The following is a 17321-nucleotide window of genomic DNA, read 5'->3' as shown; positions in this document are numbered from 1 at the left end:
TTCACCTCCTTGTGACTATGCGGAATATTCATTCTCGGGGTAAAGAATCCAGGTGACCTGCTTCTTCAGTCCAGAGGCAACGGATACCACAGATTCGGGGGTAACATCAGCAATCCCCTGTAAGAATTGAGCAGTAGTCATTTCACTTCCGGTCAGAATAAAATCTATATGATTGGCAATGATCTGCTGTGGCATATCGAAACCAACTTGCACAAAATGCATCACATTCTGAACCGTTGTATACAGCTCCTTCACAGAAATCTCCCCATCACAGACCCTTCTCCACTCGGAGTCGATGCCTTCCAGAACTTCAGCCACATTAGCGCTGCTCGTCCCCGTCGTGATATGCAGGGTTTCCCGATAATCATCAAGTTGGCTGCTGATCTGATACACCCTCTGCTGTCGTTCTCGCAATTCGATCTGAAGACGGGATGCAGGTGTGGCACCAAATAATGTGTGGAATACAAACAAAGCAGGATATAAAGGCGATCCGAACCGAATACCTGTGCTGTAGGCAACATTGATTTTGCACTGGTGGATATCCATCAGTTCCATCATCATGGATCCTGCCTCCTGTTGAACCTCTGGATGCTCCTGCTTCTCCGGCATCTGCTGAATTTCAGCCAGTGATTGCACCTTCGGCAGCCGGGCATCAATCCCTGTCTGATTTTGTTCGGCGAATCGCACGGTATACGCATCGGGGTCCCGGATTATAAATTGATCCCAAATGTGGTTCACAATCCGATCACGTTGCACATTACCAACCACATGAATATGAATGGGGTTACGGATTAACATCCGGTACCACTTAACCCATTCCACTCCACCAGCAAACAGTTCCGTTGGTTCAAGCTGCTGCAGCCGGCTTAGATCCTCATACCCCAGCCATTCCAGACATCGCCCCTGCACAACCTTGTCCCATTCCGAGGAATCATACTCCCTATGTTGTTGAACCCATGCAATCGCTTCCTGTACCTTCCTCTCATCGAACTTTCCTTCATCTCCAAAAGCTGGTTCATAAAGTAGAGTTGCTAGGAATTCTAGCGCATGCTTTAGATTTGTTTCAGGCATGGAACCAGATACATCAGGCACACGAAGCATCAAAGTCCCTATCTGATTGTTCCCTTTATACTCAAATTGACATCTGAATTCAGCACCATTCAGCGACCATAGCTGTTTTTGAATCAAAGATCTGGATGGAAACTGTCGGGAATGATTCATCAAAAGACGGACAATTACAACAAATGCCGCTGCGGGTATGCTGTTCTGTGGATTGATCAGACTGATATGTACATAGTGATTGGCATATTTGTGCGTGGACAAAATGTGCGCTGACAAGTTGTTATGTTCCTCTGTCATAAAAGACTGCATCCCTGCTCCTCCTTTCATTCCAGCTATGAGTCCAGACTGTAGACTGTACCGCTAGCTGTATTCAGGCCAAGTTGACCAAAACCTTCTAGCGGCCTGGATATCCAATCGACTTGACTAGCTATGTCAGTTGTATCAGGCCTTTCTTCATCTCCCCACTGAACAACCTGCTGATGATGCCTGTCCCAAAAACGCCATAAAGCGGGCTGTGCCAGCAGCTGTTTGCGAAATGGTTCGTAAATTCGGTCAGCAGCCAATGGGACATCCTCATCCAGAATGACAGGTGGAAGGAACACAATTTTGGAGCGAAAGTCTTCGGTTAACGTCATAAAATAAGGGCATACCGGCTTCTTCGTCTTGGCCAGAATGCGGAAAATTCCACTTCTGGTTCGAATCCGTGAACTGAGAAAAGGAATGTTTGCCGCATGATTATCCGTATTGTATCCGGTCTGTCCATCCACAAAAAGACTAAAGGATCCTCCCTTGCGTAGGTGAGAATACAGCCTGATCCCGATCATCTCATCCTCTGCATTAAGCAGTTCTGCTCCCGCATACTTTCGGATGGCATCCCAGCCGGACAGCTTCTTCTCCTGTTCTACCGTTTCCCGCTCTGCAATGAGGTAAAATGGAAGTTTGGCCGACATGTGACCCGCACGAATCTCTTGTCCAATCGTAATCATATTGTGTCTGACAAACCCATAGTGCCAGGTTAAAAGTGCACCACCTTCCTGTAAGGTGGCCCGCAGATGTTCACGTCCCTCCACCTCATCCCATTCCAGAAAGGAGTAAGGACTTTTTTTGTGTTCGTCAATGGTACGCAAGAAGGCAAGATAATCAATCCAGATGGATTCAGCAGCCAACTTTGGTTGTAGCGGTTTGAATTCCTTAACAATGTTCATCAAGGCATAGAAGGAACCCAAATGGATTCCCTCCTCCCGTTCCTTGTGCAACTCGTCTTCGACCTGTTCATGATGCAGGGTGTACAATGATTTGAAATCCATCATAGGCTTGTCTCCTTCGAAGATTGTGAGATCGGAACTGAACTTCCCGCTGACACGCCAACGGCTTCATGGGTATCATTCCTGTGGCGTTCCCAATTCCGGTACATTCCATCCATCATATAGGTGAGCATCCTCAAAGCTATCTCATATTGACCAGGAATCTGCACCTCATGTTCCACTCCTTGTCCCTCCACCATATCAAATCCGACAAAGGGCAACGGCGATTCCAATGCAGAAATAACGCAATCTCGGGTATTAAACCAGGTGGGTCCTCCACTAATGGGAAAATCGACATAAGGAAAACTCCCTGGATCAAGGCAATCGAGATCAAACGATAAATACGCCGCTTCTGCCTGATGTGTCTGCTGAGTCTCAGCCAGAACTGTACGCACTCTCTCCGGAGTCATCTGCTCCGCCGAAATCTGGATCAACTTAGGATGGCTATACATCTGATCCAAAGAGCGCAGGCCACGCAGGCCAATTTGTACAATCGCAGCAATGTTATCCTCATCAAGCAAATGCCTAACAAAATTGGCATGGTTCACCTGCTCCTGATGAATGGCATCTACCCCGCAGTCATGGTGAGCATCAAACTGAACCAAAATGATCTTCCCGCTCGTTTGGCTGAGCATGGATTTCAGAATGGAATACGTGATGGAGTGGTCGCCACCAATACAGCACAATAAAGCGTTTTCTGATTGAGTGTAATTCAGTGCTGATTGGAGTCCTTCCATATAGAAATAATCTCCCTCATGTTCACAGGGTACGCAGGAGCCCAGATCCTGCATGCCTATGAATTCAAGCAATCGCTGACCATTGCCAATATCAGTTAAACCCGATAACCGGGACTCCGTCAGGGCCGGGTATAATACCTTTTTCCAGGATTCAGCCCGCAGACTTTGTTCAAACTCCCCAACCTTGGATTCCTCCATGCCCGTGCCTCCAGCATAAGGGATGCCCAGAATATAGAGACGAGGAGAAGCGTGGCTAGCAAGTGGCTCCAGTGAAAAAAAGGGGATCACTGGCGGTGCAATACCTGCCAGTTGCGGTACAAGGCGCGGCTCCAGTTCTTCAGCTGGCTCGATCTGATAAAACTGGCTGAACGAGTTATCAGCAGCGATTAATGCATTCCCGAGGCGACGCACCAGATATACAGGTTCCAGATCTTTCATAAGAGGGCCCCCTGCTATTAAATAATTTAGTTATGACTGTGTTGAATAACTTTGGCCGTTTATGACCTCCTGCCCTTCCAGATCCGACCCTCCGGGTACAGACTGTTCTGCGTACTCCCGCTTGAACATCCGAAGTACGGGTAAGAGGCAGAATAGACTGGCTGCGTTAACGAAAGCGATCACACTATAAAAATAGACAACTTGATTAAATACTCGCGTTAATACCCAACCTGCCGTAATGATTAGCAGGAAATACACCGCGTTTAATAAAAGAGCCTGATACCCCCTTCCACTCTGTTCCATGGTAAGCAAAGTGGTCATCATGGGACCCATGGTGAGATAGGAAAGGGCAACAATCGCAAGATACCGCGCAGCTTCAGTACGGGATACAGGATCCGCGATCAGAAGAGCGGTAAGAGGATCACGCCAGATCCAGATCACTACAGAGATTACGGCATAAATGATAAAAGACTGCAAAAGGCCCCTGCGGTAACTTTCATATGCTCTCGGTCGATGTGCCTGTTGGAGGTTATGATTGATCAGGATTCCAATTGCGGACCCGATGACTATGCCAGGTAAGATCGCCATGGTCTGTATGCGGTAACCCACACCGAATCCTGCTACAACCCCTTCACCAAAGTGGCTAACAATTTTATTGAAGAAAAATGTACTAACAAAGATTAGACAGTATGAGATGAATACCGGAATGCCGACCTGCCGGAGCGCAATAAGGTGCCTCTGTACAAACGCAAGCCTTACAGCAACCAGTTCTTTACGCACAAATAAAATTAGAACAGAGATAAGCAGGGACAACGTGGAAGAAATGAGATTGGCATAGATAATCCCCTTTAGATCAAAACCAACTAAGGAGACAAACCAATACACAAGCAGAATATTAAGTAACGCCGTACCAACAGCATTCCACGAGGCGGCTTGTGCCCTGCCAAGTCCTCTCAAGGCAGCTCCACTGGCTGCTGCGAGTACAGCAGGCACACCCGCAGCCATCATGCCAGCAACATAGAATGCAAAGAGTGGCCGGACATCACTCGGAACCGCATAAAACCAGGACAGCAAGGGTGATAGCAGCATCACCAGACCCCCCATAACAATGGCCAACACCCCTGCACTGCCCATCATGTGAGCAAACAACTGTGTAAAGTATGGGGATCCCTCTGCTCGACTGCGAGATACAGCAACCTGAACAGACAACTGTGTTGCTTCCACAATGGCAATCATAACGAAGGAAATGGGGATATACAGCGATAACACGTACAGTACGGTCTGGCTTGTATGGCCCATGAAGAATACGTTAACCAGCTGCGTTGTGACATTGACCAAAGAAGCGAGAAGCATTGGTATTGCGGTGCGAATCAACAATCTGTTCACGGATCCAGAAGTATAATCCAGGCCTTGCACGATGAAGCACCTCCTCAGGTCATGATGTTCCAACTCCCAAGTGAAGCGGGAGCTTCGAGAGGTTGGGTTGCCTTATAACAAATGCGCAGGACGCAGTCAGCAAACAGCCTCCATCCCAAGCGACAAGCAGAACACGTTCACCTGGACGGATGCTTCCATTCTGGAGCTGCTCTCCAAGCTGTATCCATACATCACCACTTTGATAATCTCTATGGGGTATTCCGAAAGTTTTTACTGGATGAATATGCTGTTCTCCGTCTGCACAAATGCGTGATACCAGACTGGACTGGACAATCACGTGATCTGTCTGACAGGACTTCATCAGCTCTTCAAGAATAGAGCTGACCTTTTCGGAGATACTCCTTCCTTCAGCTGAATTCATGAATACCTTCCCCATGTAGTCCACTTCCAGGGCTCCCGTCTCCTTGCTTAAGTCCAAAGCTACAGCCATATCCGATCGTTCTCCCGGTATACCAGTTTGCGAGCATCCTTGCCTCGGTAAAACTCCACTCTCCAGTACACGCTGCTCTGTTAGAACCAGTGCTCCCCTTTGATTTCCCATCAATGTCCACTGAGCAGCCTGAATTCCTTCCAAACCCGCGAGTGCTCCCAGATGGGAAAAAGCAAGCGGATAATCCACCTTCCATGAAGTCGATTCCAGGATTCGAGCCAGTGGCGGGTTCATTGCATATCGATCAGGATAAGTCTGCGCCAATATCAACACATCCCACAGTTCTGCATTTTCAGATAAGGATTCCATAGCAATTAGCGCAAGATCGCCTGCAGTTACGCGCCTTCCAGCGGATAACAGGGATCGGGTACGTAAAGTGGATTTCCCATAATAGTGTTCCTCCATATATATATGTGGAGATAGGTAATAGTAATCTTCCACATCCGGTTTATCCAAGGTATACAAGTGATCTTCAGCAGTAACCCAACAGATATGATTTACAAATACAGACGTCCGGCGGTTGAGGCTATGAACATCAGGCATGCTTCATTTTTCCGTTAGCGTAGGCCTGGAAGACGTTGATCTTCTGGATGGAGGTGGTGCCCTCCATGAACTCAAAGGCCCTTGCATCGCGATACCACTTATTCAATAACGGATGCTCATGCATGGAACCAGGGCCCATTAGATCCAGTGCAAGCTCTGTTGCCTCCTCGGCAAGGGCTCCGGCCCGGATTTTGCTAAGGGAAGCCAGATACCCTTTCTGCACATCCGCATCAATCTCTGCTGCTGCACTGCGAATCATGCTGCGAAGTGCATGCAATCGCATTTCAATCTGCTCCAGCTCCAGCTTCTCCCTTTCCTTGAAGAAGGATCTCTGCTCTCTGACGTAATCAAACGCTGCTTGAGCCACACCTAACGCGAGTGCTGCTACGCCCGGCCGCATTCGGTGAAAGGTTTGAAGAGCCCCCCACAATCCACGTTTGGTCGGACTTAGATGACGTCCGATTATATCATGGTCCTCCAGCTGACAAGCATCAAATGTCAGGTGACTTAACTGCACTCCTCTTACACCCATCGTATCGAGCGGCTTCGCAGTAAAGCCACTGATTGACTTGTCTACCAGCGCAATCTGAATACCTAGCGGCGTACGGTTCGTCTGGGCAAATACCAGTCCAATGCTGGCACGGTGCCCATTTCCGATATAAAACTTTTGCCCGTTCAGCTCCAGCCTGCCTTCTCCATTACGTGAAATGCGCGTGCCAATTTCGGTGGCATCTGAACCTTTTTCAGGTTCTGTCAGAGCAAAGAAAGACCATGCTGTTCCCTTAAGAAAATGAGAATAATACCGCTCCTTCTGCTGTGGATCCGCCAGAGCTGAAATAATCACGCTGGACATGGACGGACCTGGACTTCCCAGAAAAACACCTGCGTCACCTGCCGATAGCTGCTCAATGGCGATCACCCTCTCCAGGCAGGAAAGTCCATAATATCGCTCTTGGCCTATAGTCACGATGGGCTCACCTCCATATTCCGGGGGGATCATCATGCGATTAATGGTTCGTATGGATTCCAGATTCGTGAATTCATTGATCCGCTCAGGCTCACGATCTATTACAAGACCGATTTCGCGCAATTCGGCTGCATACTTCCTCATTTCCTGTTCAAACACAGCAATTGTGGATGGTTGCATCATTGGTCGTCCTCCCTGGCAGTTAGCATCATATTTTTGATTAGTTGACCGGTATACACATAGGCTGATATCCCCTGCCTCAGGTAACCGAATCCACCACCAAGACGCTGGACATGACGGAAAGCCTCATCAAGCTCTCGATGTACCCAGGTAATTGTCCGCTCGGGTGAAATATGGGCTTGATCCATGGCGAATGGTCCTGAAGGCACAGTCTCAGCCAAGTATAGTACCGTCAGAATGTCGGCAATCATGCCTTTCACTAACTGATGCTGAAGGGTGGACTGACCCCCTGATGTGCGACTGGACAAATGTACTCGTACTTGCTCCAATCCTGCCCTGCACAGTTCCACGCGGAACTGGAGCATTTGCTTCATCAGATCAGTCGTATCGAATACCGGCTCCTTAGGCAAGGTATCATCCTGTTCTGCTCTGATCGGCACCTGGATGTGATACAGCTGAAGAGATGGTTCCAACATTGGATCGTCCACCCTATTAACCTGGATCTGATTCCATTCATACATGCGGCCAGTTCCTTCATGCCAGACGAAAGGCTGCTCTTCAACCAGCTCGCGGGTAACCAATACATACGTCCCTCGGGAAAGGAATACCGGACGCCCCAGGTACCGTATTGTTGCACTTTCCAACAGTTTTGCAATAGGAGGAACTGCGCGTCCCGCTGCTGAATCGACTCCATTGGGCGCAGTACCTGCCATATGTGAATCCACGACTGACATTTCCACTCCTCCTCCATGCTTGTTATCTGCCCTTTCCATGCTCAATCAGTGCAAATCCAAAAAAGCTGCCCAGCCCAATGCTGACCAGTACGGACCGTCCCTCATGGCATACCCAATTACTATCCAGCCCTGAACTCAGATTAATGAACGCATCGGTTGAGAACGTATGCCCGATCCGGGGAATATTGTCCAGATAGATCCGTTCTTGCCCAATACCCGTACGTTTGGAGAACTCCTTCCAGGTCGTGAAATTCACATTATGAGGGAAGATATGATCCACGTCCCGAAGTGTCAATCCCTCCGCTGACAGCAGCTCTTCCATGCCTTGAATGATATGATCCACATACAACTTGTTAAACGACGCCATCTCTTCTGCCTCGGCATAATATCCGTTATGGAACCGCGTATCTCTTAGCATGTGAGTAGCCTGTACAACATGCTTCCCCTCATCTCTACTTAGAAGGACCGCTACAGCAGAGTCACCCAATATCGTCGATTTGCGGATATATCTCCATTCAGATGGCAAAAAATTGAACTGATCGGCACAAACCAACAGTACATGGCCAATCTCCGGCTGCGTAAGGGATATTCGTTCAAGCCATTGAAGAGCGGCTATCGATGAAGCACAGTTCATATGTGAGATGCTATAGAACGGCACATGTTCCAGATCGAACTGACGAAGAGCCCGCTGTAAAGGCAAATAATCTCCAGGTGCCTGCACATGTGCAGAGTGGGCATAGAGGACTAGGTCTATCGCAGGCAGGGGGTGCCTATCCTCAAGGTAACGGATAGCCTGAATCATCGATTCATCCAGGAATCGATTCGCATCAGTAATAGGGACACCCTTCAGTCGATGATACTTACGCAGTAACTGAAGTTCCCCCTTACCCAGCCCCATCTTTTCCAGTATGACTTCAGGTTCCTCGATCTGGTCGGGCAAATATACGCCGATATCCACAATGCCGAATCCCATATTCATTGCCTCCTCCGGATTACAACTCCATCTATTCTGCCTCGCCTGTACGAATGAGGAGTGCATAGACAAATGAATCCGCCTGCTCCAGATGCATCAGACATACATATTGATCCCTGTCTCTCTCCTGGAGAAGTTCTTCGAGAGCAAAGAACGGGGCAGCGCTCCAGCGCGAAGGGTCATAACTTCCTCTCCGGCCTGTTTCATGGAACCATGAGGCTCCTTTCACTTGCTGCTCCAGTAATGGATGGACCAATAAAGCGATCTGTTTCGGGTCAACGGAAACCCGGCTGCATAATCCATCCAGCACCCGTGCTGCCGTCTTCTCAATCGATTCCTCTGCATACCTCATCTCTACGCCCAGAAGTGAAAGACCTGTTCCTGACAACTGATCCAGATCCAGAACCATGACCGCGGCTGTATCTGGACCTGGAGCTTCACTGATTTCATCCGTTTCATAAGGAAGTGCCGTTTGGTCCAAGACCAGCAGCATGCCTTTTTTATAGCCGCCATTGCTCAAATAATGCTGAAGCATATGCAGTGCGGCAAAAGGAGCACCAAAACCCAGATCATTCACAGCAAAGCTGAGGAAACGAGCTTGGTAGCGGTCCATTAAATAGTTTACAATTGAAATATCGGGGCGTATGTTTGGGAAATTGTAGGCCAGCAGGAGAATATCGACCTCCTTCATGAACTGATCAATCCCGGTTTCCTCCAGAAGTTCTGTGCTCATGTCATGGTAAGCATTGTTATGGCGCTCCTTCAGTAGTTCGAAGCGAGCCTCCACAGGTGAATTCGCTAGCATATCCTGATGGAATCGTAATAACTCCGGGTGTTCAAACGGAGGCTGCTTGTCTGCAAAAAGCCTGACTTTCATGTCCCGGATGGCAACAGGCGCCGCCATCAGACAGCTACAAGCTGCTTCTCAATGTATGCAGCCAGTGAACCCACTGTATCAAAAACATCGGGTTCCAATTCATCCGGGTCGATTTCCAAACCATCAATCCGATCCTCCAATGTCATCAACAGCTCCAGAACGGAAGTAGAATCCAGATGAAGCTCGTCAAATAAAGACGTATCTAGGTTAATAGCCTGGTCCGCTTCCATATTCAACACTTCGGCAAGGGCTCCCTTAATCTCTTCAAGCAATAATGCAGTGGTCATGATTATCATCTCTCCTCATAGGTTAGTTACTGCTGACGGTGAAACATGGATTAAACGTTGTTTGCCCAGCATATCCTGAGGTGTATCTCTCTCCCGAATCAGATGCATCTCTCCCCCGCTGACCATCACTTCTGCAGGGCTGCCATGGCTCAGGAAATGGGTCGGAGAAGCTGTAGGACCGTAAGCACCAGAATGAAATACTCCAATCAAGTCTCCTTGAGCAACATAAGGCAGATTCACTCGTTTACCAATGACATCGTTTGGGGTACAGAGTGGTCCCGTGATGTTGTACTCCGCTACTGGGGATTCACCATAACGTGTCAGAGAAGCGATCGGAAAGTTCCGCTTCACAAACGATCCGATACCGACTGCTGCCATATGGCAGTTCGTCCCTCCATCCGTAACGATAAAGGTTTCTCCGTACGATTGTTTGACATACAGTGCACGGCTCACAAGCATACCGCTTTTGCCCACCAGATAACGTCCCAGCTCCATAAACAAACGGGTGTCAGGATGATTCGCTTTATATTCTTCAAACAACGGATTCAGTTGCTCCGTTAACGAACCCACGGACAGCGGCTCTTCCCCTTCATGATACGGAACTCCCAAACCCCCACCCACATCGACCATGCGCAGTTTGATGCCCAAATGCTGCTCAATCCGTTCGGCCAGTTCCAAAATGTGGCGTGTGTTTTGCACAATGGGCTCCACTTCAAGCATGCGAGTTCCCATATAGACATGAAGTCCCATAATATCCACATGTGAGCAACGTTCAAACCTTTCCTTTCCTTGAATCACATGGTTCTCGTCGATACCAAACTGGCGCGGTTTGCCGCCCATGGTCAGACGGGATCCTTTAACGGCAAACGAAGGATTGATTCTCAGTGCTACCTGCACAACTCGCCCTTCTTCCGCTGCAATTGCTTCAATGCGCTCAAGCTCCTGAAACGATTCGCATACGATGGCGTAAATGCCCTGCCTTACACATGCGATAATCTCAGCAGCACTCTTACCTGGTCCTAGAAAAATAATATGCTCAGGCTTCACACCCGCTTCAAGCGCCGTATGTAACTCGGTCATGGAACAAACCTCAGCCCGGGCTCCAAGCTCGTGCAACAAATGAACAATGGAGATATTGGGATTGGCTTTAAGGGAATAAAACAGCTCTACTTTTGGCGTAAGCAATCCTCGAAGTTCCTGATAGACTTGCTCCAATACATCGCCATCATATACATACAATGGTGTGCCGAAGCGCTCAGCAATTTCGGAGATGGCAACTTGTTGAATATGGTATTCCCCTGACATTTATTTCACCTCGTTTATGGTTGTTAGTGCTGCTTCCACTGCAATATCAGTTGCTCGCAACTGTTCCTCCGAATGCGCAATAATTACGCCATACAGACGGCCTGAGAATAGGCTGCCTGTGCTTTTGAATGCAGCATTAACGGTAGCAAAGTTGTTAATCAGCAAACCTTCGCCTTTTAATGGATCAAACAAAAGCTGTCCAAGCACGGACCGTAAGTCCTCGTACTCCAGCGGCTCTTTCAGCCGGAGTGCATATTTCTTAGCCAGTCCGAACATGCCGTCCGAAATCCAGCGGTTCTGGATATTGATCTGATAGGTAGACATATTAAACCTTGCATTGATTTCCAGGTTCGGCCACACACTTCCGTCTTCATCGAGAATGGCATCAATACCGGCTATGCCATAATATCCGTCTCTATGAAGTGCTGCTCCAATACGGAATGCAGCATCCTGAATAACTGCAATCTGGTTATTATCCAGGCGCGGCGGCATTAAATGCCCTTGATGCACTCCCTGTTCAACCAAGGATTCCTTAACACCGAGAAACTCAATCTCGCCAGTTCGGTCAATTAAAATCTGGTAGTTCAAGTCACAGGTCTTGTTGATCCATTGTTCCAACACATAATTGACTGTTCTTGTCCCATTTTTGCTAGCCTGCTTTTCGAGCAAACTCATGCATCTGCGGAAGCGGGACTCCTCAGCAATAACGGTAATGCCTTTCCCGGATACACCCATCGAATCTTTCAATACTAGTCTGCCGCCTTGTTCCAATACAGACTTCAAATGTTCAAATCCCGAGGACAGCTCTTCCAGTGAAGAACATTCACAGCCGGGAATCTGCCGAATGCCAAGTTCACCATTAAGACGCCGGGCATAACCCTTGTCATTGACCTTACGAAATACATTCGCTGGGGGCACTGCAAGGGGAATGCCTGTCTGACGGGATAATTCTTCTTCCTGATCTGAAACCCCGAACGGGACCAGATACGTCTGAATGCTACGATCATGAGCCAGTTCACGCAGCTTCTCCAACGTACGCGGGCAATGCAGGATGCTGGCAGTAATGTTCATCCCCGGTTCATTAGACTCTGTTGCAATAAATCGGGAACGCCCGAATCCAACCGCGCGGGCATCTGCCACAAAACCGGGATCTGGCAAACTCTTCAGCAGAACAACGTCCTGTTCCCCTGCGAGAAAGACACCCAGCTCCTCCATCCGATTCACCACGTCTGAAGCAGATCCGATACTTAGAGATGGTAGTTTCAGCACCCCTTGCTCATTCCAGTATTCCTCGACTTCGAAATTGTTCAGATAAACCAATACCGCATCCTCTCTACCTGTGAGTGCACGCTTCAGCTTGATCGAAAAGTCAGATAACAGCGTGGTCAACTACGCCACCTCCCATTCCTGCATACTGCATTACTGCCACGCTAAATGTAGCTCCAAGACCAACGGTGACGAGCAAATAGTAGTCGTCCCTCTGTAGAAGTTGCAAATCTGAAATTTCTTTCAGATTGATATATGGATCGGAACAGAAACAGTGTCCGATCTCTGGCACATTGGAGGTGTATACACGTTCCAACGGAAAAGACAACGCTGCAGCAACCTTTTTCCATGAAGAGAGATTCACATTATGCGGAACAATATAACGTATATCCTGCATCGTGAGCCCGGTTTGGTTGACTGCCTGGACAATGACTTCACATAACTGTGGTGTATAAATCTCCTGGAATTCTTTTAACGTCTCCGGATCCCCTGTCAGCACATTGCAAAATTGCCCCAAGGTCACATTCCTTAGTCCGATCATCCGGCTTCCGCTGTTGGAATTTCCAATCAGAACAGCCGCCGCAGCCTCTCCCATAACCGTTGTATTGGGAATAAGCTGCACAATGGGACTGAATGTTTTCTCACCCGTCAAGATTAAAATATGATCATCCTCTTCCAGTGAAGGCAACAACGTGGCGGCGACATCCAATGCGATTAGACCCGAAGCACAATTTTGCTGCGTCAGCGAAAAAGCAATCGCATGCTGCAACCCGTACGCTTGTTTCAAGCCTTGAAGCACCTTCATAGGAAAGGGGAAATTTTCCTGAATTGTATGACAATAAATGATATACTTAATGGAAGACGGAACGACCGCCGGACTGTTGACCACCTGGGCGAGCACACGCCCGAGAAGTGCAGTCAGATCACCGCCCTTATCTTGCCGGACCTGTTTCAGACCATGAATTTTCTCCATGACTTTGGTCTGAGCATTTTTGAGTCCAAGATGTTCATTTAACTCCCGGACAGGAACAGCGAACTCCGGAATGTAAGACCAGATTTGGTTGATATGCATCGGTTTCGGACACCTCGTTATACCCTTCATACGGAGCGCTCTGAATACAGGGAGAGAGCTTCGTTCAGAAGCTCTCATCTATTGATCTAACCATCATGTAATAATAAGTATAGGAGATTATGCACGGGCTGCTGCTGCACGAGCTGCTGCTGCACGGGCCGCTGCTGCACGGGCCGCTGCCGCACGAGCCGCCGCTGCGCGAGCTGCTGCCGCACGGGAAGACGCTGCACGGGCACTGACTTCACGTGTTTCACCCAGCACGTTCACATCCGATTGTGTCGCTTCCAGTTCTTTGTTTTTCAATTGTTCCAATGTAATTGGAGTCGCTTTAATGACCATTGGTATTCCTCCTTTCATCTAAGATACTATCATTCTATAATCTTCCAAATCGTATTTAAACTGTAAATGGAGGTAAATGGACCTCTTACACTCCTTACCCCCTGCTTCTGCCCACCACATGATCAACATACAAATCACAATGCTAGTAATATCTCAATCTTTATTTAAGGGACGGTGAAATGATCATGCTCGGACCTAAAATCCGGGAAATCCGGGAGCAGCTTGGACTATCCCAAAAACAACTGGCAGGCGAGGATATGACACGCTCTTATATCAGTCTCATTGAAAAAGGCAGAGCCGTCCCCTCTCAGCGAATGTTGAAAATCATAGCCAAACGATTGAATACACCCATGGAGTATTTTTTGGGGGAAAGTACAGCGACAGATACCGATATTGGAGAAGCCGTACTGGATAAGGCAAAGTTGTATTATAAGGAGCGCAACGATCGTGCCTGCATCCGGATGGCCCATAATGTGCTCACACTGACCAAAGATGTACTCGACCAGACTGAAGCCTATCTTCTCATCATGCGAAGCTATAATCGACTAGGAGAATACCGTCAGGCTTTGGACAATGGTGAAGCCGCAGCATTTATCGTAACTCGCACCGGAGATAGAGAGCGAATTGTCCAGTACTATTTGGAAATGGGACGCGCAGCTTTTCATTCTGAGTTGTTCCATGCTGCCCGCAAATTTTATGAACAGGCGTATACCTACAGCAGCCGACTAAAATACCTACATGATGAACATATACGCGCGCTGATCTATCTTGGAACTACCCATTTGCGTCTAGGAAATATTGACCAAGGATTGGAGTTCTATCTCAAGGCAGAGAAAGAAGCCCGCATGGCAGGCCAGCCGGAGCTCTATGGTGAGATTACGCTTGGTTTGGGAAAAGCCTATTACATGTCTGAACAAGACGGTCACATGCAGTTAAGTTATGATTGGACCAAAAAATCGGTAGATTCATATAAACTGGCAAGAAGTGAGTCCTATGTCCTGGCGCTCCATAACCTTGCGGTCATACAGCTTCATATGGGGCAAAAAAAAGAAGCCCTTCCCTTGCTGGGTGAATGCGCCGGAATTTACGACGAACGCAATCTGCCCCACAAGAAGGCTTCCATATTGGAGGAAATCAGTAAAATTTATTTGGAAGAACGCGAACTACAGCAAGCAGAGACTGTCATCAAAGAAGCTCTACAGTTGCTGGAGCTGCGAGATGAAGGGGTCTTACGGGCAAAATTATATCGTCTCCTCGGCTTGGTATTCCATGAGAAGGACAACTCCGATGAAGGATATTATTTTCTTCGGATGAGCCACGATCTCCTAAAACGTATTCATGCCGAACGTGAGGCTGACATCAGCCACCAGTTACTTCAGTTAAGCAAGCAAAAACAAAAAATGGAATATGATGACTACAAGTCATATATCAGATAAATGTGATCCTGATCTTCACCTAACAACTCACAGTTGTAAATTAGATCCACTTTCGGAAACGGGCTCTTGGAACTGGAGACCCGTTTTCCATTATTTCTAAACGGATTTAAAATCTGGGACAGGATCATTCAAATCGAGTGGAGTTACCTCTTCCTGAATATGTTTATATACATGGCTCAAGTCTCCCTGAGGCTGCACGACTCCTCCTGAAGCATGAAGCTGCCCTGTAAAGAATGAAATGACCACAACCGTTGCCATACAGAGTCCACTTGCAATTCCTTGCAGCTTGAATCCTTTACTCTCCACGTCCATCTCTCCTTGTGTATGATTTGGCAGCAGACCATATCGTATATACTCGGCGAACCTAAGACGTATTTTACGGATAATTGCAGTGACTTTAAATACGTTAATTTCCATTTACCTCCATTTGCATTGCATTATCATGTATAAAAAGTCATATGTGGTTTATCTTCACGATAATAATCCAGTCTTTGTTTCATGGTGCCTGTGTGCAGTTCGAACAGATGACCATCGGGATCGGTAAAATAAACAGACCTTGCATCTCTGGGATCGCGTGCTCTGCCAGGAAGAATATCGGCCCCTGCTGCCTTTAGCTCTTGCACAGAGGTATCAAACTCCTCTTCCTTCACAGTGAAGGCAATATGTGTATAGGTTCGTTCCGTATAATTGCGAATAACATCCTCCTGATTCAAAGCGATCCAGAGACCAGCCAGTTCAAAATACGCCAGCTTGCGGCCCTTCACTTGAATCCGGGCACCGAGAGCCTGCTCATAGAAGGTAATGGATCGTTCCAGATTGGATACGGAAAAGCACAGATGATTAATTCCCTGTATATTCACTCGCTCCTGACACCTCCACAATTTTGATTACTCACATCCTTATTATGGTATATTTCTCCTTCAAAAAACAAATGACTTCTTCTCTCAACGCACCTTCTTCTGGGCGAACGCATAGCCTAGGCTTATCAATGAATGCTCGAGGAGGATGCAAGCGAATGAATCCTGTCTACCCTTTTTATGGTGAGAAGACGGTCTGCAAAGAACAAAAACTGGCATTTCCACCCCAGCACCAGGATCGGCAGCCAGGTCTGGAAACCCTCATGGTACCTGAACCTATTAGCGAGGATCCGGCATACATCGGCAGCTGCAAACTGGATGGCAAAGTAGCCATCATTACGGGTGGGGACAGTGGAATCGGCAGAGCTGCTGCCATTGCTTATGCCAAGGAAGGTGCCGATATTGTCATTGCTTATCTGTATGAACGGACGGATGCCGAGTGGACTCGGGATCGTATTGTAGAGCTGGGCCAGCGCTGTCTGCTCATTGAGATCGACCTTCGGCTGAAGAAAAACTGTGATGCGGTCATTCGTTCTACAATGGAAACCTTCGGGAAAATAGACATTCTGGTCAACAATCACGCGGTGCAGTATGTGCAGCCGAGCATTGTCGACATTACAGAAGAACAGCTCTACCACACATTTCAAACCAATGTATTTTCCTATTTTTTTCTGATTCAGGCCGCTCTCCCGCACATGTGCAAAGGGGCTTCCATCATCAACACCGCTTCCATTACAGCCTATAAAGGCAATGTGCAGCTGATTGACTACTCCTCCACCAAAGGGGCTGTTGTCTCGCTGACACGCGTACTCGCCAAATCACTGGCTTCTCAGGGAATTCGGGTTAATTGTGTAGCTCCAGGTCCAATCTGGACCCCTCTCATTCCCTCCAGCTTCTCTGCTGAAGATGTGCAGGTATTTGGAACCGAAACGCCAATGGGTCGTGCAGGCCAACCATATGAGCTGGCAGCGGCCTATGTCTATCTCGGATCGCGTGATTCGTCGTACGTAACCGGTGAATGCATTCATATCAACGGCGGCGATATGGTGACCACCTAAGGTCAGGCGTGGTGAAAAC

General features: G+C 48.0%; 18 protein-coding genes. 2 read left to right on the top strand and 16 right to left on the bottom strand.

Translation table 11 applies throughout. The features are described 5' to 3' along the window. Positions 1 to 15: 15 nt before the first annotated feature. The 14 genes from AC3RCI_RS02635 to AC3RCI_RS02570 form a co-directional block, all read right to left on the bottom strand. A complete protein-coding gene (locus tag AC3RCI_RS02635; protein ID WP_492527471.1) occupies positions 16 to 1371 on the bottom strand; it encodes a M16 family metallopeptidase in 1356 nt (451 codons plus the stop codon). A 23-nt stretch (positions 1372 to 1394) separates the two neighbouring features. Then, positions 1395 to 2372: an LpxL/LpxP family acyltransferase gene (locus AC3RCI_RS02630; protein WP_492527470.1), complete on the bottom strand. Its 978-nt coding sequence runs from the start codon at positions 2370 to 2372 to the stop codon at positions 1395 to 1397. Then, complete coding sequence (locus tag AC3RCI_RS02625) at positions 2369 to 3541, bottom strand: arginase family protein (RefSeq protein ID WP_492527469.1); 1173 nt, start codon at positions 3539 to 3541, stop codon at positions 2369 to 2371. The genes AC3RCI_RS02630 and AC3RCI_RS02625 overlap by 4 nt, the downstream gene beginning before the upstream one ends. 30 nt (positions 3542 to 3571) lie before the next feature. After that, entirely contained in the window at positions 3572 to 4957 is a 1386-nt protein-coding gene (locus tag AC3RCI_RS02620) for an MATE family efflux transporter (RefSeq protein WP_492527468.1), read from the bottom strand. A 19-nt stretch (positions 4958 to 4976) separates the two neighbouring features. Beyond that, entirely contained in the window at positions 4977 to 5951 is a 975-nt protein-coding gene (locus tag AC3RCI_RS02615; RefSeq protein WP_492472338.1) for a hypothetical protein, read from the bottom strand. Next, the gene (locus AC3RCI_RS02610; protein ID WP_492527467.1) at positions 5944 to 7101 is read right to left on the bottom strand and encodes an acyl-CoA dehydrogenase family protein; all 1158 of its coding nucleotides are present in this window, start codon (positions 7099 to 7101) and stop codon (positions 5944 to 5946) included. Before AC3RCI_RS02610 ends, AC3RCI_RS02615 begins: the two co-directional genes overlap by 8 nt. After that, positions 7098 to 7832: a hypothetical protein gene (locus AC3RCI_RS02605; RefSeq protein WP_492527466.1), complete on the bottom strand. Its 735-nt coding sequence runs from the start codon at positions 7830 to 7832 to the stop codon at positions 7098 to 7100. The genes AC3RCI_RS02610 and AC3RCI_RS02605 overlap by 4 nt, the downstream gene beginning before the upstream one ends. Before the next feature lie 22 nt (positions 7833 to 7854). Continuing rightward, on the bottom strand, positions 7855 to 8805 hold the full coding sequence (locus tag AC3RCI_RS02600; protein ID WP_492527465.1) for a 3-oxoacyl-[acyl-carrier-protein] synthase III C-terminal domain-containing protein: 951 nt from the start codon (positions 8803 to 8805) through the stop codon (positions 7855 to 7857). A 31-nt stretch (positions 8806 to 8836) separates the two neighbouring features. Next, positions 8837 to 9709: a hypothetical protein gene (locus AC3RCI_RS02595; RefSeq protein WP_492527464.1), complete on the bottom strand. Its 873-nt coding sequence runs from the start codon at positions 9707 to 9709 to the stop codon at positions 8837 to 8839. Then, positions 9709 to 9969: an acyl carrier protein gene (locus AC3RCI_RS02590; RefSeq protein WP_336783730.1), complete on the bottom strand. Its 261-nt coding sequence runs from the start codon at positions 9967 to 9969 to the stop codon at positions 9709 to 9711. The genes AC3RCI_RS02595 and AC3RCI_RS02590 overlap by 1 nt, the downstream gene beginning before the upstream one ends. 15 nt (positions 9970 to 9984) lie before the next feature. Next, positions 9985 to 11274: a diaminopimelate decarboxylase gene (gene lysA, locus AC3RCI_RS02585; protein ID WP_492527463.1), complete on the bottom strand. Its 1290-nt coding sequence runs from the start codon at positions 11272 to 11274 to the stop codon at positions 9985 to 9987. After that, positions 11275 to 12663: a preATP grasp domain-containing protein gene (locus AC3RCI_RS02580; RefSeq protein WP_492527462.1), complete on the bottom strand. Its 1389-nt coding sequence runs from the start codon at positions 12661 to 12663 to the stop codon at positions 11275 to 11277. After that, on the bottom strand, positions 12644 to 13612 hold the full coding sequence (locus tag AC3RCI_RS02575; RefSeq protein WP_492527461.1) for a 3-oxoacyl-[acyl-carrier-protein] synthase III C-terminal domain-containing protein: 969 nt from the start codon (positions 13610 to 13612) through the stop codon (positions 12644 to 12646). The genes AC3RCI_RS02580 and AC3RCI_RS02575 overlap by 20 nt, the downstream gene beginning before the upstream one ends. 117 nt (positions 13613 to 13729) lie before the next feature. Beyond that, positions 13730 to 13951, bottom strand: coding sequence for a hypothetical protein (locus AC3RCI_RS02570; RefSeq protein WP_492527460.1), 222 nt, complete (start codon positions 13949 to 13951; stop codon positions 13730 to 13732). 185 nt (positions 13952 to 14136) lie between these two features. Here AC3RCI_RS02570 and AC3RCI_RS02565 point away from each other — a divergent pair, with 185 nt between their 5' ends. Then, positions 14137 to 15387 carry a helix-turn-helix domain-containing protein gene (locus AC3RCI_RS02565; protein WP_492527459.1) on the top strand — a complete coding sequence of 417 codons (1251 nt, stop codon included), beginning with the start codon at positions 14137 to 14139 and terminating at the stop codon, positions 15385 to 15387. Between the two features lie 96 nt (positions 15388 to 15483). Here the strand turns inward: AC3RCI_RS02565 and AC3RCI_RS02560 are convergent, their stop codons facing one another. Further along, positions 15484 to 15804 carry a hypothetical protein gene (locus AC3RCI_RS02560; protein WP_251643316.1) on the bottom strand — a complete coding sequence of 107 codons (321 nt, stop codon included), beginning with the start codon at positions 15802 to 15804 and terminating at the stop codon, positions 15484 to 15486. A gap of 23 nt (positions 15805 to 15827) precedes the next feature. Beyond that, entirely contained in the window at positions 15828 to 16247 is a 420-nt protein-coding gene (fosB, locus tag AC3RCI_RS02555) for a metallothiol transferase FosB (protein WP_095291785.1), read from the bottom strand. A 155-nt stretch (positions 16248 to 16402) separates the two neighbouring features. Between fosB and AC3RCI_RS02550 the strand changes: the two genes are divergently transcribed. Next, positions 16403 to 17302, top strand: coding sequence for an SDR family oxidoreductase (locus AC3RCI_RS02550; RefSeq protein WP_153976719.1), 900 nt, complete (start codon positions 16403 to 16405; stop codon positions 17300 to 17302). The last annotated feature ends 19 nt before the right edge of the window (positions 17303 to 17321 follow it).

This window comes from Paenibacillus sp. MT124, from assembly GCF_058792755.1.
The sequence above is the reverse complement of the archived record's forward strand: the minus strand, read 5'-3'. Positions and strand labels throughout refer to the sequence as shown.

Excerpts from the sequence above, each read along its gene's own strand:
- AC3RCI_RS02635 (WP_492527471.1), bottom strand. The coding sequence starts at position 1,371 with ATGCAGTCTTTTATGACAGAGGAACATAACAACTTGTCAGCGCACATT.
- AC3RCI_RS02630 (WP_492527470.1), bottom strand. The coding sequence starts at position 2,372 with ATGATGGATTTCAAATCATTGTACACCCTGCATCATGAACAGGTCGAA.
- AC3RCI_RS02625 (WP_492527469.1), bottom strand. The coding sequence starts at position 3,541 with ATGAAAGATCTGGAACCTGTATATCTGGTGCGTCGCCTCGGGAATGCA.
- AC3RCI_RS02615 (WP_492472338.1), bottom strand. The coding sequence starts at position 5,951 with ATGCCTGATGTTCATAGCCTCAACCGCCGGACGTCTGTATTTGTAAAT.
- AC3RCI_RS02610 (WP_492527467.1), bottom strand. The coding sequence starts at position 7,101 with ATGATGCAACCATCCACAATTGCTGTGTTTGAACAGGAAATGAGGAAG.
- AC3RCI_RS02605 (WP_492527466.1), bottom strand. The coding sequence starts at position 7,832 with ATGTCAGTCGTGGATTCACATATGGCAGGTACTGCGCCCAATGGAGTC.
- AC3RCI_RS02600 (WP_492527465.1), bottom strand. The coding sequence starts at position 8,805 with ATGGGATTCGGCATTGTGGATATCGGCGTATATTTGCCCGACCAGATC.
- AC3RCI_RS02595 (WP_492527464.1), bottom strand. The coding sequence starts at position 9,709 with ATGGCGGCGCCTGTTGCCATCCGGGACATGAAAGTCAGGCTTTTTGCA.
- AC3RCI_RS02590 (WP_336783730.1), bottom strand. The coding sequence starts at position 9,969 with ATGACCACTGCATTATTGCTTGAAGAGATTAAGGGAGCCCTTGCCGAA.
- lysA (WP_492527463.1), bottom strand. The coding sequence starts at position 11,274 with ATGTCAGGGGAATACCATATTCAACAAGTTGCCATCTCCGAAATTGCT.
- AC3RCI_RS02575 (WP_492527461.1), bottom strand. The coding sequence starts at position 13,612 with ATGCATATCAACCAAATCTGGTCTTACATTCCGGAGTTCGCTGTTCCT.
- AC3RCI_RS02570 (WP_492527460.1), bottom strand. The coding sequence starts at position 13,951 with ATGGTCATTAAAGCGACTCCAATTACATTGGAACAATTGAAAAACAAA.
- AC3RCI_RS02565 (WP_492527459.1), top strand. The coding sequence starts at position 14,137 with ATGCTCGGACCTAAAATCCGGGAAATCCGGGAGCAGCTTGGACTATCC.
- AC3RCI_RS02560 (WP_251643316.1), bottom strand. The coding sequence starts at position 15,804 with ATGGAAATTAACGTATTTAAAGTCACTGCAATTATCCGTAAAATACGT.
- AC3RCI_RS02550 (WP_153976719.1), top strand. The coding sequence starts at position 16,403 with ATGAATCCTGTCTACCCTTTTTATGGTGAGAAGACGGTCTGCAAAGAA.